The sequence below is a fragment of the Flavicella sp. IMCC45537 genome (genome assembly GCF_057197705.1).
Map to the genome: position 1 here is coordinate 2,709,431 of NZ_CM170067.1, position 15,776 is coordinate 2,725,206.

The 15,776-nt window shown below is 33.4% G+C and carries 12 protein-coding genes; 9 read left to right on the forward strand and 3 right to left on the reverse strand.

Annotation, left to right across the window (positions count from 1 at the left end; all coding sequences use genetic code 11):
• Positions 1-123 precede the first annotated feature (123 nt).
• Positions 124-594, reverse strand: a complete 471-nt coding sequence (locus AC2DGP_RS11145) for a CYTH domain-containing protein (protein WP_484490139.1) — start codon at positions 592-594, stop codon at positions 124-126.
• Between the two features lie 136 nt (positions 595-730).
• On the opposite strand from AC2DGP_RS11145, the gene porZ reads away from it, so the two are divergent.
• From porZ to AC2DGP_RS11180, 7 genes are all read left to right on the forward strand, one after another.
• The gene (porZ, locus tag AC2DGP_RS11150) at positions 731-3,067 is read left to right on the forward strand and encodes a type IX secretion system anionic LPS delivery protein PorZ (protein ID WP_484490140.1); all 2,337 of its coding nucleotides are present in this window, start codon (positions 731-733) and stop codon (positions 3,065-3,067) included.
• The gene (gene recO, locus AC2DGP_RS11155; protein WP_484490141.1) at positions 3,067-3,786 is read left to right on the forward strand and encodes a DNA repair protein RecO; all 720 of its coding nucleotides are present in this window, start codon (positions 3,067-3,069) and stop codon (positions 3,784-3,786) included. The genes porZ and recO overlap by 1 nt, the downstream gene beginning before the upstream one ends.
• Positions 3,786-6,278: a TonB-dependent receptor plug domain-containing protein gene (locus AC2DGP_RS11160; protein WP_484490142.1), complete on the forward strand. Its 2,493-nt coding sequence runs from the start codon at positions 3,786-3,788 to the stop codon at positions 6,276-6,278. The genes recO and AC2DGP_RS11160 overlap by 1 nt, the downstream gene beginning before the upstream one ends.
• An 80-nt stretch (positions 6,279-6,358) precedes the next feature.
• A complete protein-coding gene (gene rnpA, locus AC2DGP_RS11165) occupies positions 6,359-6,736 on the forward strand; it encodes a ribonuclease P protein component (protein WP_484490143.1) in 378 nt (125 codons plus the stop codon).
• Between the two features lie 21 nt (positions 6,737-6,757).
• A complete protein-coding gene (locus tag AC2DGP_RS11170; RefSeq protein ID WP_484490144.1) occupies positions 6,758-7,333 on the forward strand; it encodes a sugar transferase in 576 nt (191 codons plus the stop codon).
• Between the two features lie 11 nt (positions 7,334-7,344).
• The gene (gene purD, locus AC2DGP_RS11175; protein WP_484490145.1) at positions 7,345-8,625 is read left to right on the forward strand and encodes a phosphoribosylamine--glycine ligase; all 1,281 of its coding nucleotides are present in this window, start codon (positions 7,345-7,347) and stop codon (positions 8,623-8,625) included.
• Between the two features lie 42 nt (positions 8,626-8,667).
• Positions 8,668-9,765 (forward strand): glycosyltransferase, encoded by a 1,098-nt coding sequence (locus tag AC2DGP_RS11180; protein WP_484490146.1) that lies wholly within the window; start codon positions 8,668-8,670, stop codon positions 9,763-9,765.
• On the opposite strand, the gene AC2DGP_RS11185 is transcribed toward AC2DGP_RS11180, so the two are convergent.
• Together AC2DGP_RS11185 and AC2DGP_RS11190 are read right to left on the reverse strand one after the other, a co-directional pair.
• Positions 9,762-10,799: a sensor histidine kinase gene (locus AC2DGP_RS11185; protein WP_484490147.1), complete on the reverse strand. Its 1,038-nt coding sequence runs from the start codon at positions 10,797-10,799 to the stop codon at positions 9,762-9,764. The two genes, AC2DGP_RS11180 and AC2DGP_RS11185, sit on opposite strands and share 4 nt — an antisense overlap.
• Positions 10,789-11,481: a response regulator transcription factor gene (locus AC2DGP_RS11190; protein ID WP_484490148.1), complete on the reverse strand. Its 693-nt coding sequence runs from the start codon at positions 11,479-11,481 to the stop codon at positions 10,789-10,791. The genes AC2DGP_RS11185 and AC2DGP_RS11190 overlap by 11 nt, the downstream gene beginning before the upstream one ends.
• Positions 11,482-11,661: 180 nt before the next feature.
• Between AC2DGP_RS11190 and AC2DGP_RS11195 the strand changes: the two genes are divergently transcribed.
• Together AC2DGP_RS11195 and AC2DGP_RS11200 are read left to right on the forward strand one after the other, a co-directional pair.
• Entirely contained in the window at positions 11,662-14,475 is a 2,814-nt protein-coding gene (locus tag AC2DGP_RS11195; protein WP_484490149.1) for a TonB-dependent receptor, read from the forward strand.
• A 204-nt stretch (positions 14,476-14,679) separates the two neighbouring features.
• Positions 14,680-15,726 carry a hypothetical protein gene (locus AC2DGP_RS11200; RefSeq protein ID WP_484490150.1) on the forward strand — a complete coding sequence of 349 codons (1,047 nt, stop codon included), beginning with the start codon at positions 14,680-14,682 and terminating at the stop codon, positions 15,724-15,726.
• Positions 15,727-15,776 lie beyond the last annotated feature (50 nt).

The window sequence follows — 15,776 nt, forward strand, 5'->3', positions numbered from 1 at the left end:
TGAAAATGTTTTGTCGATAAGAAAATAAAAAGTAAATTACAGTAAAATATTTATAATATAAATCTTAGGGGTAGGATTTATTTATTCCTTAGGCTCACATTAATTTGTGGGCCTAAGCTTTTTTTACCATTTATTGTAAGGGGTTTTGCTTAGCATAGAATTATAATATTTAGTTTCTCCGGTAACTTCTTTTCCTAGCCATTCAGGTTTGTTAAATTTATCTTTTTCAGAGGTTAATTCGATCTCTGCAATGATAAGGCCTTTGTTAGCACCTGAAAACACGTCAACTTCAAAGATGTAATCTTCATTTCTAATTAAATACCTGTGTTTTTCGATAGGGGATTCTTCACATAGCATTAATAATTTATTTGCCTCTTCTTTAGTGATTTGTTTTTCCCATTCAAAGCGGCTCATACCCGTGCTATTTGTGATTCCCTTAATTGTAATATAACCTTTGTCATCACTGATGCGAACTCGGACAGTTCTTTTCTTATCGGTATTTAAAAAACCTTGTTTGATATATTTTTTTTGAAATGAATCTGTTATAAAAGATTTGCTTTTTACCAAGAATTTACGTTCAATTTCAATGGGCATTTCGTCGAATTTTGTTAAGTCTAAGGGTAAATATATATAAAATCATTTAGTTAGTGTTATCTTTGACAAATCTTATGTAAATTAGGAAAAGAAAGAGATTTTAAATTATCATAATTATTTTTAATTATCTAGAAGTATGAGAGTTGTTTGTTGGCTAGTTGCATTGTTTTCTGTCGTTTTATCTAATGCTCAGGTGGATTTTTCTTCTGAGTGGAAAGATTTGTTTTCTTATAACCAGGTGTTGGCTTTGGATAAAAGTGCTACTTCTATTTATGCTTTGACTGAAAACGCTGTTTTTACCTATGAATTTGGTACCGATGAATTAGACAAAATATCCTCAGTAAATGGATTATCAGGTCAGAATACTTCTGCAATTAATTATGATGATGCCAATGATGTACTTGCAATAGGTTACGAGAGCGGACTGTTAGAGTTGATTTCTAGTGCTGGAGGGGTTAAAAAAATTGTTGACATTCAGATTTCCGATATCTCTTTAGAAAAACGAGTAAATGAAATTACTAGTTATAACAACACTTTGTTGTTAGCTTTGGAGTTCGGTATTGTAGTATACGATTTGTTGGGTTTAGAGTTTGGAGACACCTATTTTATTGGTGAAAATTCTAGTTCCGTTAATGTAACCGATGTTTTAGTAGTTGATACTAAGATTTATGCAACTTCACTAGATGGAATCTATATTGCCAATCTTGAGGATAATTTAAATGATTCTAAGAATTGGTTGAAATTTTCGGATGGAGCTTTTTCTAATCTAACTAATTTTAATGACAAGGTATTCGTTACAAAAGGAAAGATACTTTATGAAGTTTTAGTTGATAATTCGTTAGTTGCCAAAAATACTTTAGCTTCTGATATCATTGATGTCGCTCATACAGATGTAAACATAGCTCTTGCTACAAGTAAACAATCTTTTATTTATGATGTTGATTTAAATCTAGTGACATCTTCTGATGCGGCAACTTATAATTTTACCTCCTTGATTTTGCATAACAGTGATATCTATATTGGAAGTCAAGAAAAAGGGGTGCTTTCTAGCTCATTTTCTTTAGTTAATGATTATGAGGAAATTTCTCCTGATGGGCCTATTTCTAACAAGTTATTTTCAATAACGGTTGAGAATAATCAAGTTTGGGCGGTTTATGGTGGAATTGCTGGCTCTTTTGCTCCATTAAATAATAAAAAGGGAATAAGTCATTTTAATGGCAGTAATTGGGTTGAAATTTTATATGGGGACCCAGAAGGTGTTGGCAAAGCGCAAGATTTATTGCATGTGACTGTAGATCTTGAGAACCCTAATAAAGTTTATGTGAGTTCTTGGGCCCAAGTAATTGGAGATGTTGATGATACTGATGGTGGTGGCGTTTTGGTTATTGAGAATGATCAGTTTTATGACTTTTGGAATGCAGTAAACACAAATATAGGGGGCAATCAGGGGTTGATAAATTTTACGTTGCCCAATGTTGCTAATTATACCACAACTAGATTATATGGTTCTAGTTTTGATACTAATGGGGATTTTTGGATTGTAAATTCTCTGGTTTCTAATGGTTCAGGTGCATTAAAAAAACGATCAAAAGATGGAGTTTGGACCAGTCATGCACCAGAGTTCGGTGAAAAGGAGTATTCTGATTTAGAGATTGATTTGATAGGTAATATATGGATTGGATCTAGAAATACTGGGGTATATGTTCATAGTGAAGGTTTGTCAGAGACAATAAATATGGTCGGGGAAGCCCAAGGAATACCGAATAATAATGTCCGTTGTATTGCAGTTGGCCTTGATAATAATGTGTGGATAGGTACAGCTTCCGGTGTTGTTTTGTTTTCTGATGTGGATAATGTATTTGAGAATGAAGTTGTGTATCCGGAGCCCGTTATTATTGATGCGGCAGATGGTGCCTCTAAGTTATTGGATGGGCTTTTGATAAATGATATCAAAGTAGACGGAGCGGGAAATGTATGGTTTGCAACTGGATCCGGTGGAGTTCTACAAACGGATGCTACAGGAAAAAACACGTTAAGAGGTTTCAATACAGATAATTCGCCATTGCCTTCAAATAATGTATTGTCAATTGGAATAGATGATGAAGCTGGTGAGGTTTATTTTGGTACTGAAAATGGAATAGTTTCCTACACGGCTGGAGTTGTAGGGTATGGTTCTGAATTGACAGAGGTGTATGCTTATCCAAATCCTGTATTAAAAAACCATAGTAAAGTGACAATTGTTGGAAAAGGAAAGAATTTACCAGAAGGGACCAATATAAAAATATTAGATGTTGCTGGGAGTTTGGTTTTCGAAACAAACGCAGTATCGGAGCAATCTGAATATGGAGGAAAATTTGTATGGGATAAAAGAAATCTAGCAGGGTCTAAAGTGGCTTCAGGTGTTTATATAGTGTTGCTTTATAATGCAGAAGGACAGCAAACTTCTTCTACAAAAATTGCGATTGTAAATTAATGCAAGTACAAACAAAAGCTATCGTTTTGGCTTCCTTAAAATATGGGGATACAGGTTTGATCGTGCATTGTTTTACGCTTCAATCTGGGATGAAAAGCTATATGCTCAGAGGATTGTTGAAGTCAAAAAAAGGAAAATTAAGACCTGCTTACTTTCTGCCATTGACACAATTAGACCTAGTTGCAAGTCACTCTAACAAGGGGACGTTAAACTCTATCAAAGATGCAACAGTTTACCATAATTATTCAAGCCTTCATTCTGATTTTGTAAAGCAATCTATCGTATTCTTTATTTCTGAAATGCTGTATAATGTAGTAAAAGAAGAGGAACAGAATGCCGATCTATACACGTTTATAGAGACTTCGATAAATTGGTTGGATATTTATGATAAAGTATCTAATTTTCATTTGGTTTTCTTGATGAATCTTACTCGTTATTTAGGCTTTTATCCTGATGAAACATTTATCGATGCTACTTCTTTTAATTTAATGGATGGAGTTTTTACAAATCAGGCCTTTTTAGGACCTTCTTTGGTTGGAGAGGATTTAGACTTGTTCAGGCAAGTTTTAGGCACAAAATTTGATAAGGCACATATGTTATCCTTAAATGTAAGTTCTAGACAAGCCTTATTGGACGTTTTGTTGAAATATTACGAATTGCATTTAGTTAATTTTAGGAGACCTAAATCTATAGAAGTTTTGAAAAACTTGTTTGTGTAATGAATAGAATTTTTCTTCTTGTTCTTTTGTTTTTGAGTTCCGCTCAGTTAACTTCTCAAAGTTTGACTGTTTTGGGTAGTGACTCTGCATTGCCAATCAAAGGGGTTTCGGTTTCAAATAAGGATAAATCCATTGTTTTGTATTCTGATAAAAATGGGCAAGTTGATGTTTCTATTTTTCAAGAAGGGGTAGATTTGTTTTTTTATCATCATTTGTACCTAAAGGAAAAAGTATCAAAATCAAATTTTAAGAAAACCGATGAGATCATTTTAAATCGATTGACGGAGGCTTTAAAAGAGGTTGTTGTTTCTGTAACAAGAAGTAAACAAAAGAAAAATAGAATTGCCGAACAAATAGAAGTGGTTAGTTCTAGGGATATTAAAAATATTGCACCACAGTCTTCTGCAGATTTATTAGCTAAAATACCAAGTATTAAGGTGCAAAAATCCCAATTTGGTGGAGGTAGTCCGGTACTTAGAGGGATGGAAGCCAATCGAGTCTTATTGGTTGTAGATGGGGTTAGGATGAACAATGCTATTTATCGTAAGGGGCATTTACAGAACGGTATCACAGTTTCGCCTTCCATCTTAGACAGGGTTGAGGTATTGTTTGGGCCCTCAGCGGTTATGTATGGTTCTGATGCTTTGGGAGGTGTGATACATTATTATACAAAATCCTTAAAAACCTCTGAGTTTAACGATGTAGAATCTTCGATTTTTTCTAGATATAGTTCTGTGAATAATGAAATAACTACAAGTTTAGGTACTGAATTGAGTTTTCAAAAATGGGCATCTTATACCAGTGTTTCCTATAGCAAATTTGGAGATTTAAAAATGGGGAAGAATAGAAAACATGGCTATGAAGATTGGGGTAAGGTTTTTGAGTATTCAAATAATTCAAATACCATCGCAAATTCAAATTCGGTGATTAATGAGGATCCTACTTTGCAAAAAAACACGGGTTTTTCTCAGTTAGATGTACTTCAGAAAATATTTATTCCTATTTCTAATGATTTAGAATTGTTGTTTAACGTTCAGTATTCTGAGTCATCAAATATTCCAAGGTTTGATAGGCTTACGGAATATACGGATTCTGGGAGTTTAAAATTCGCAGAATGGTCATACGGACCTCAAAAGAGGTTTATGATTTCAAGTCAGGTTCTGTTGTCTGAAATCAATAGTTGGATTGATAGTGGAACTATTACGGCGGCTTATCAGGATATTTCAGAATCAAGAATTCAAAGAAAATTTAGTGAGATTGACCAAAGGTCTTATAGAAACGAAAATGTTGATGTATTCAGTGTTAATGGAGATTTTTCTGTGGGCCTTACGGCAAGAAAAGATAGGATATTTTCATATGGGTTTGAATTAGTGTACAATAAAGTTCATAGTAAATCGCAAGGAGATAATTTGATAATCGATCCAAATACGAGTCTAATTACAGGGGTTGCAAGTAATTATAACGTGCAATCAAGGTATCCAGATGGTGGTTCAGATTATTCTACCCAAGCGGTTTATGCAGAATATCGACAAGATTTAAATAATAAGAATACCTTAAATACAGGTTTGAGATTTACAGGTACACAGTTAAATGCAAAATGGATTGATGATTCATTTATTACGCTGCCAGACTCTGATATTTCTCTGAAAAATGCAGCATTAACCGCTACTTTAGGTCACGTGTATAAGCCGACAAGAAACACGAAGTTTAGTGCTGTTTTGTCTTCTGGGTTTAGGTCTCCAAATGTAGATGATGTAGGGAAGATTAGAGAAAAAGCAGGTAATGTTACTGTGCCAAATGTTGTTCTGAAGCCAGAGTTTGCCTATAATTCTGAAATAGGTGTTTTGCAATTTTTTAATAATAGGCTCTTTAGTGTTGGTGCAAATATTTATTATACTTTGCTGAATAACTATATCATAAGAGCTCCATACGATATCAATACTCAAGAAGAAGGGGATTCTGGAATTGAATACGATGGAGAAATGGCCAAAGTTTTTGCGAATGTAAATAGAGGGAAAGCCTACATTTATGGAGGGGCAGTTAATTTTAGAGGTGAGTTTAATGAGCATTGGCTGATAAGGGGAGGTGTAAATTATACCAAAGGAAAAACATACGACACAAGAGAAAATATGTCGTCAATTCCTCCGTTGTTTGGTAATTTGGGTGTTACTTACAAAATAAAGAAGTTTGATTTTGATGTTGAGTATGAATTCAATGGAGCTAAAAAGCCGGGTGATTATAATATTGATGAAGGGATAGATAACATAGATCAAACTCCTATAGTTGATGAAAATGCGGATTCTGAAATAAATAAATATGCAGGAACGCCAAGTTGGGAGTTGTTTAATTTTTCGGTTTTCTATGAGGTGTCTAGAGATTTAGAATTACAGTTTAGAACAACAAATATTTTTGATCGACATTATAAAGAGTTTGCTTCAGGAATTAGTGCTCCGGGAAGAAATTTTTCGGCATCAGTGCGATATTTATTTTAAAAAATTATTTGAAAAGCTATAAAAATTAGATTTTCAATTCCTTTCTTATCATTCCAACTATTATTTCTATTTTTGTCGGAATGAAATTTACCTACGGAAAACAAGACAAATTGAAAAGCAAAAAAGCAATTGAACAATTGTTTATTGAAGGAGTTTCTGTGTCTTCTTATCCGTTACGTATGGTGTTTTTGAAAAAGGAGCATCAAGGAGAGTTTCCTATTCAATTAGGAATTTCTATCCCTAAAAAACGTATTCATAGTGCGGTGGATAGGAACCGTGTAAAAAGGGTTCTTAGAGAGGTGTATAGGTTTAATAAGTTTGAGTTTTCTGAGGGGGTTGATGACAAATATATTGCGATGTTTTTATATTTAGATGGGAAAGAATGGACTCAAGAAAAGTTAGCTTCTAAAATGAAAAAACTAGCGGAAAAGTTTCATGAAAAAATTGCTGAAAATTAATTTTTTACAAAAAAGAAAAAGATGCTCAAAAGGGGAGGTGATATTATTTTTTCATTCATTGTAATTCTAACTATATTGATATGGATGGTTCCTGTTGTGGCAATAATTATTTTTGTAACCACAGGAGAAAGACCTTTTTATCGACAAGAAAGAGTGGGTATGAACGGAAAACTTTTTCAGATTTTTAAATTTAGAAGTATGAAAGGGGTTCCTCCAGTTAATGACCCTTTGCTATCAGATGAAGAAAGTTTTAGAATAACACATTTTGGACGATTTTTAAGGAAATATAGAATAGATGAGTTTCCTCAGTTTTTTAATGTGTTGATGGGTGAAATGAGTATTGTTGGCCCAAGACCTGAGAGACAATTTTTTTTAGATACTATTATATCACATATTCCTAGGTATAAAGAACTTCAAAAACTGAGACCAGGAATTACCTCGTTAGGTCAAATTAGATACGGCTATGCGGACAGTATTGATCAAATGAAATTAAGAGCAAGATATGATTTAGTTTATATAGATAACGTATCTTTGCTAACTGATATTAAAATTATTCTTTACACGATAATTGTCGTGATCAAAGGGAAAGGAAAATAAATAATTACACCATGAATATTCTTATTTTAGGCTCTGGTGGAAGAGAGCATGCGTTTGCATTGAAACTTTCACAAAGTGAAAAATTATCAAATCTTTTTGTTGCTCCAGGAAATGCTGGTACGGCGAATTGCGCAACAAACCTAGATATTGACCCTGTTGATTTTACCGCAGTAAAGGCAGCCGTGTTAAATAACAATATTGAAATGGTAATTGTTGGCCCAGAAGCTCCATTAGTTGCTGGTGTGCATGATTTTTTCTTGCAGGATGCTGATCTAAAATCTATACCAGTTGTAGGTCCAAAAAAGGATGGAGCAGAATTAGAGGGTAGTAAAGAGTTTTCGAAAAAATTTATGAAACGTCATAATGTTCCTACTGCAGGTTATGATGCTTTTACAAAAGAAACGTTAGCTGAGGGGCAAGCTTTTTTAGAGACCTTAAAAGCTCCTTATGTTTTGAAAGCTGATGGATTGGCTGCGGGAAAAGGTGTTTTGATTTTAGAAACATTGGAGGAAGCGAAAGCTGAACTTGCAGATATGTTAACAAACAATAAGTTTGGTGAAGCATCATCAAAAGTTGTTATTGAAGAGTTTTTAGATGGAATAGAGTTGTCTGTTTTTGTTTTAACTGATGGTAAGAGTTATAAAGTGTTGCCTTCGGCAAAAGATTATAAAAGAATTGGAGAAGGAGATACAGGTTTAAATACAGGGGGAATGGGAGCAATCTCTCCAGTGCCTTTTGCTGATCAAGATTTTCTTTCAAAAGTGGAAGAAAGAGTTGTAATTCCAACGGTTGAAGGGTTGCAAAAAGATGGTATTGATTATAGAGGATTTATCTTTATTGGTTTGATGAATATTGATGGGAATCCTTTTGTAATTGAATATAATGTTAGAATGGGCGATCCAGAAACAGAAGTTGTCATCCCGCGTATCGAATCTGATTTGTTAGATTTGTTTGAGGGTGTTGCAACACAAACTTTAGATCAAAAATCTTTTGAACTTACTTCTAAAACTGCGACAACGGTTATGACTGTTGCTGGAGGGTATCCAGAAGCTTATGAAAAAGGAAAGGTGATTACAGGATTGGATGCTGTTGAAGGAACTACTGTTTTTCATGCAGGTACAAAAATCAATGGTGATAAAATTGAGACCAATGGAGGGCGTGTAATGGCGTTTACTTCTTTAGGTGATTCAATGGAGGAAGCTCTTGAGAAATCTTATAAAAGTATCGCTAAAGTAAGTTTTGAAGACATGAATTACCGAAAAGATATCGGATTCGATTTAAAAAACTTATAAATTTCATTTTATAGATGTTAAGTTATATCTTACTCTATACTAATGACTACAATTAAATTACCTTTCCATGTCTCCGATAGCGAGACAGGTAAAAATAAAGTTCTAATAGCCCCATTAAATTGGGGCTTAGGACATGCTTCGCGCTGTATTCCAATCATTCATTTTTTACTTGAGCAGAATTGCACTCCCGTTATCGCAAGCGATGGCATGGCGCTTTCTTTGTTGAAAGAAGAGTTTCCCGAAGTAGAAACCATTGAGCTGCCTTCTTATAATATAAAGTATTCTAAATATGGTTTTTGGACCAAATGGAGCTTGTTGTTTTCCGTCTTTTCAATAATGAAAGCAGTAAAAGAAGAGAGGGCCGTAGTCGATAAAATATTAGATACTTCTTTCATCGGGGTTATCTCTGATAATAGATTTGGTGTCATCAGTAAACGAATACCTTCAGTGTATATCACCCATCAACTTCAGGTTTTTTCAGGTTTAACTACTTTCTTTACTTCTATAATTCATCAAAAAATTATATCAAAATTTGAAGCATGTTGGATCCCGGATACAGTTGGTTTGAACGCTTTGTCGGGAGGTTTGTCACATGCAAATGGGGTTGACATACCTTTAAAGTATTTGGGAAATTTAAGTAGGCTAAGCTATGAAAAAAAGGAAAAACAATATGATGTAGTATTGTTGATTTCTGGTCCGGAGCCGCAAAGAAGCATTTTAGAGTCTGTTTTTTTTAAAGAGTTTGCCGGTTTTGAAGGTAGGGTTCTTTTGGTGAGAGGAATTGTGCAAGATAAATTAATTAGAGAGGTGATTTCAGGGATTGATGTTGTAAATTTTTTGACGACCAGTCTGTTGCAGGATGCTATAAATGCATCGGATTTGATTGTTGCTAGATCAGGATATAGTACCATTATGGATGTAGCTAAATTGCGTAAAAAAGCATTTTTTATTCCTACTCCTGGGCAGTCAGAGCAGCAATATTTAGCTGAATATTTGAAGCAAAAAAAAATTGCTCCGTTTTGTCAACAAGAGCAATTTAGTATGGCTGATATTTTAAAAGTAAAAGATTATTCAGGATTTCAGGTGGACTATAAAATTGACTTGAAACCTGAATTGTTAGCGTTATTTAAACGTGTTTAAGCTCTTTCCAAGGTGAATTTAAATTCAGACCCTTCTCCATATTCACTTTCTAGGGTAATGGTTTGTTTGTGAGCTTCAATGATGTGTTTTACAATTGATAAACCTAAACCAGAACCTCCTTGATCTCTGGATCTACTTTTGTCAACTCTGTAAAAGCGTTCAAAAATTCGGTGAATATTTTCTTTTTTGATTCCTTCTCCGTTGTCTTTGACTTTAATGGCAATTTTGTTCTTTCCTGAGGACACGACACTCACCATAATAATTCCGCCTATTTTTCCATACTTTATGGAGTTTTCTATTAGGTTGATCAGTACTTGCTCAATTTTTGCGGCATCTCCCATAACAAATATTGGGAATTCATATAATTTGTCAAATCGCAACGTCATGTTTTTCTTTTTAACTTTCATGTCAAATAACTCAAATACGTTTTGAATCATTTCCAAGCAGTTAAAAGGTTGTATAGTAAGGTTTAAATCGTTGCTTTCTAGTTTAGAAATCATGTCTAAATCTTTCACGATCGCCGCAAGTCTTTCTACTCCAATATTGGCTCTTTCTAGATAGCGTTCTCTAATTTTTTTGTCGTCAGCAGCTCCTTCCATAAGGGTTAAAATATAGCCCTGAACTGTAAAAAGAGGGGTTTTTAACTCGTGAGAAACGTTCCCAAGAAACTCTCTTCTGTAGGTTTCACGTTCGTTTAAAGATTCTATTTCTAGCTGTTTGTCTTCTGCAAATTTTTGCATTTCTTTAGACAACGACTCGATATCTGGAGTGACACTGGTTCTATTAAAATTGTTGAGGTCTAGTAGTGAGACATCTTCATAAATTTTCAGAACTCTTTTATAGATAAACTGCTCCACTCTTTTTTGAAGAATAAAAAATAAAACTGCAAAAACAATTGCTGTTCCGTATAACGTAGATTGTATATCAATGATATTATATTTAAAATATAATAAAAAAGAAAAACCTCCGACTGTTAACAAAGTAAACAGAACGGAAGTTATAAATGCAAATGCGTATGTTTTTTTAATTTTCATTCAATACAAATTTGTAACCCACACCCTTAACGGTTTTGAATAGGTTATCTCCTAGCTTTTCTCTAAGTTTTCTAATATGTACGTCGATTGTTCTTCCTCCTACAACAACTTCATTACCCCAAACTCTATCTAATATAGTTTCTCTTTTGAATACCTTGTCTGGTTTAGAGGTTAAAAGTGAGAACAATTCAAATTCTTTTCTAGGCAAAACAATTTTTTCGCCATTTTTAATAACCAAATATGCTTCTCTATCAATAGTGATATCACCAAGTGTTGTTTGATCAGTTTCAGCAGAACTTTCTTTTACACGTCTTAATAAAGATTTTACTTTACTAACTAAAATTTTTGGTTTTACAGGTTTTGTGATGTAATCATCTGCACCGGCATCAAAACCAGCTACTTGAGAATAGTCTTCTCCACGAGCCGTTAAAAATGAAATAATAGTATTTTCTAAACCTTCTGTGTTTCTTATTTTTTCACAAGCTTCTATTCCATCCATCTCTGGCATCATGATATCTAATAGAATTAAATGCGGTTTATGCTTGATTGCTTTTTCAATAGCTTTTAAACCGTTATTTGCTGTGTGAATCGTGTAACCTTCGTTTTTTAAATTGTAACCTACAATTTCTAAAATGTCTGGCTCATCGTCTACTAGAAGTATTTTTATATCATTTGTTTTCATAAAGAATCAATTTTCTTGTGGAACAAAGCTAATCAATATAAAGGATGCTGTGATTTACTTTACAATCTTTTAACTTTTTTGTTTAATCTTAACATTAAGTTCACATAACAGTAAACTATTGGTAACTTCTTGCTCACTCTTTATATGGACTTTTGCAGCTCAAAACAAGATATAAATATAATGAGAAATTTATTAGTTTTATTCGTACTAGTGTTTAGTTTATCGGTTGGTGCTCAGGAGCGTGCAACGGTAACAGGAAAAGTGACAGACAAGGAGATGAATAATGAGTCGCTTCCCTTTGCAAATGTATTTGTAAAAGGAACAACAATTGGTACTACAACCGATTTTGATGGAAATTACACGTTGTCTTTAGAAGAAGGAGAGCATGTAATCGTTTTTAGTTTTGTTGGGTACTCTCCTGCAGAACAAACTATAACTGTAGAGGCAGGTATGAATTATACAGTAAACCAAGCAGTAGGAGCTAGTGAGGGAGTTTTAATGGATGAAGTTATTGTAAAGGCTTCTGCTTCAAAAGAATCTGCTACTGCTTTATTAGTTGAGCAAAAAAAGGCAGTAGTTATAAAAGAAAGTATTGGAGCTCAAACATTATCAAGGGTTGGGGTTTCTGACGCCGCTGGTGCTACTACAAAAATAGCTGGGGTTACTAAGAGTGAAAGTTCTTCAGGGATATATGTTAGAGGTTTGGGGGACAGGTATTTGTCAACAACATTAAACAGATTACCAATACCTTCTGATGATGTGGAAAATAAAAATATTGATTTGAATTTGTTTTCAACGAATATCATCGAAAATGTTAGTATAACGAAAGCTTATGCTGCAAGTCGTTATGCAGATCAGGCATCTGGAAGTGTGGATGTTTCATCAAAACGATATTCAAGAGATGAGATGGAATTAGAATTAGGTACTGGAATTTCTACAAATGTTATTGGAAGAGATTTTAGGGTTTCTGAGAATAATCAAGACATGACTCTTGGGTTTTATAATAAAAAGAGAAGTATAACAGAAAATTTAGTTACTGAAAATCAAGGTTGGGATTCTCATAATAAAAATGTTTTTGCAAATTTCGGTATTGAATTGTCTGGAGGTAAAAAGTACTATATTGGAGACAATAGTCTTTCATTGTTTGCATCAGCATCACACTCTTCTAAGTTTGATTATTTAACAGGAGAATTTATGAGTTTTAGAAACAATGCATTAAATAGTGCCTTTTCTGATACAGAAATCTATAGTGTAAATGTCAATACAACAGGATTGTTAAATTTAGAATACAAATATAATGATGTTAATAGTGTTACTTTGAATACATTATATATTAATAAAACAAAAGATGAGTTGTTTGAACAAGGAAGAAATGGTTTAGGTGAAGTAAGAGACCAAAGACCACCATCCAATATTACTCCTCCGGAATATGAAGATATGGGGGCTTTTGTGCGTGATCAGAATTTAAAACAAACCACAATTTTGGAAAATCAATTATTAGGTAAACATGAATTGACGAATGCTAATAAGTTGACATGGGGTGTTGGTTTTAATATCGTAGATGCCCAAGAACCGAATAGAATTCGTAATGAAGTAAACATTTTAACACCTGGAACGGATGTTGAAATTATAAATGTTGGTGGGTTTGATAACAGAAAAACAGAGCAATATATTTTAGATACAGAAATTAGTGGATATATCAATGATCAAATTAACATTAAAGATGGACTTGATGATGATATTTTACAACTGAATTATGGAATTAATGTAAGAAACAAAACTCGTGAGTTTAATTCTCAGTTCGTTGGTGCTGTTTTGAGGACTGCTCATAGAGGGTTTACTGTAAGCTCAGTTGATAATTTATCGGATGCTTTCGTACAACAAAATTTTGATGACAATGTTTTTAAAATAGATGAACAAAGACCTGATTTATATAATGGAGATTTGTCAGTGTTAGGAGGGTTTGCTGATGTTACTTTTTCAAAAAACAAATTAAGTGGTAATCTTGGTCTACGATATGAATTGGATAAAATAGATGTTGATTGGGATGTTAAAAATTACAGAAACCCTGAGACAAATGAACCAAGAATTGGAGAATTGTCAAATAGCTATAATAACTTGTTACCAAGTTTAAATTTAAAATATCAATTAGCAGAAGAACATGCTATACGACTCGCGGCAAGTAAAACGATTACTTTACCTGAGTTTAAGGAGTTGTCGCCATTTAATTATGTAGCTCCAACAGGAAGAGTGTCTTTGGGGAATCCTGAGCTACAAAAATCTGATAATTATAATTTAGACTTGAAATGGGAGTTTTTTCCTGACGCCGGAGAGTTGATATCTGTTACTACTTTTTACAAGCAAATTTTAAATCCTATTAACAGAACTCAACAAAGAGGTTCTACAGGATATTTTACGTATTCAAATTCAGGAAATCAAGCAAGTGTTTTAGGAGTAGAATTGGAAGGAAAGTTAAATGTATATGAAGTAGAAAAATCTAAATTGGACGCTACTTTTAATATAACTGGAATGAAAACGGATCAAGATTTATTACGAGAGTTTCAATATAAGGGTAAAACAAGTTCTGCTTTACAAGGTGCATCAGATTTAATTTTTAATACAGCAATAACTTTTAGTACTCTTGAAGAAAAAACATTTATGTCTACACTTTCTGCAAATTTTGCTTCAGATAAATTGGCTTATTTAGGGTCGGCAGAGGATTTTGACAATAGTTTAGAAAACTATAATGATGAAATTGTTGAGATTGGATTTTGGACTTTAGATCTAGTTTTAAGTAAAAATCTATCTGAAAAATTAAGTTTGAAACTTGTAGGTAGAAATTTACTAGATGCCCAAATTAAACAAACACAAAAAGTTGTTGAGAATGTTTTTAACGATGAAACGAGCGAAATAGAAAAAGTAGAGACAAATTATACCGTAAGTAGTTATAGAAAAGGAGCAAAGGTTAGCTTTTCTGTGAAGTATGTTTTTTAATAGGCTTATTTTCAAAAAAATAAATGAAAAAGAGAGTGACGAAAACGTGACTCTTTTTTTTGTTAAACTTATGTTATCCAGTTAACTGAATGCTTAATTTACTAATAATGATTGGTTAACATTATAGTAATGTTATAATGAAAATTTGTAGCTTTCTTTGCAGAAGAAAATTAAAGATTACTAAAACAATTAAATTAGAGTGAAATGAAAAAATCAATTTTAAAAGCAAGTTTTATCGCAGTATTAACAATGTTTGCTAGTTGTAGTGAAAGTGATACTATAGAAGATGGTAGCGGAGAAGCTACTGTTGAAAATGAAATTGTAGGTGTTGTTACTGCAGATGTAACATTAGATGGAGATTATACTTTAACAGGGTCTTATATTGTTCCTGCAGGAAAGACCTTAACGATTGAGGCAGGGACTAAAATTAATGCTATTCCTGGTGATGGTGTAGCTGCATTTGAAACTAATATTGTAATAGAAAAAGGAGGTATGATTGTTGTAAAAGGAACTGCTACTGCTCCTGTGGTTATATCATCTCCAGATGGTGAAGCTTCTGATTGGGGTGGTTTAATTATTTGTGGTAAAGGAGTAACTTCTGCTGGTACTGATGTTGCTTTTGAGGTAGGAGGCTACCTATACGGTGGAACTGATGCTGCTGACAATTCAGGTTCTATTAACTATTTAGTATTAAAAGGATCGGGTGCTCAAATTGATTCGGAGTCCCAAACAAATGGAATTTCCTTCTGTGCTGTTGGTTCTGGAACTACAGTTTCTAACGTTGCTTGTATTAATGGAGGAGATGATGGTGTTGAGTTTTATGGTGGGTCTGTAGCTGTAACAAATTTGTATTTAGAGAATAACTTAGATGATTCTATTGACTGGACTGAGTCTTGGAATGGTGCTATTACAAATGCGTATATTTATCACAATATTACCGGATTCTCAACTGCTTTAGAAGGAGATAAAGACAATGCAAATCCAATTTTCACAAACGTTGTAGCTATTTCTAAGTTCGGTGGAACAGCTTTACAGTTCAAAAAAGAATCAGGTGCTACTTTTAATAACCTATATTTAGAAGGATATTCTGTTGAAATTGATTTTAAAGATAATGGGGCTCGTGCAAATGTTCAAATTGATGGAAAAGATGCTGTTATTAAAGGAGATATTAGTTTAGATCAAGGAAAGTTAGACTACAATATTGGTCTTAAATTTGATATCTCAGGATGGGTTTGGGCAATGATTAATTAATAAATTAAACTTCATAAAAAAAGGCTTCCATTATGGTAGCCTTTTTTTTG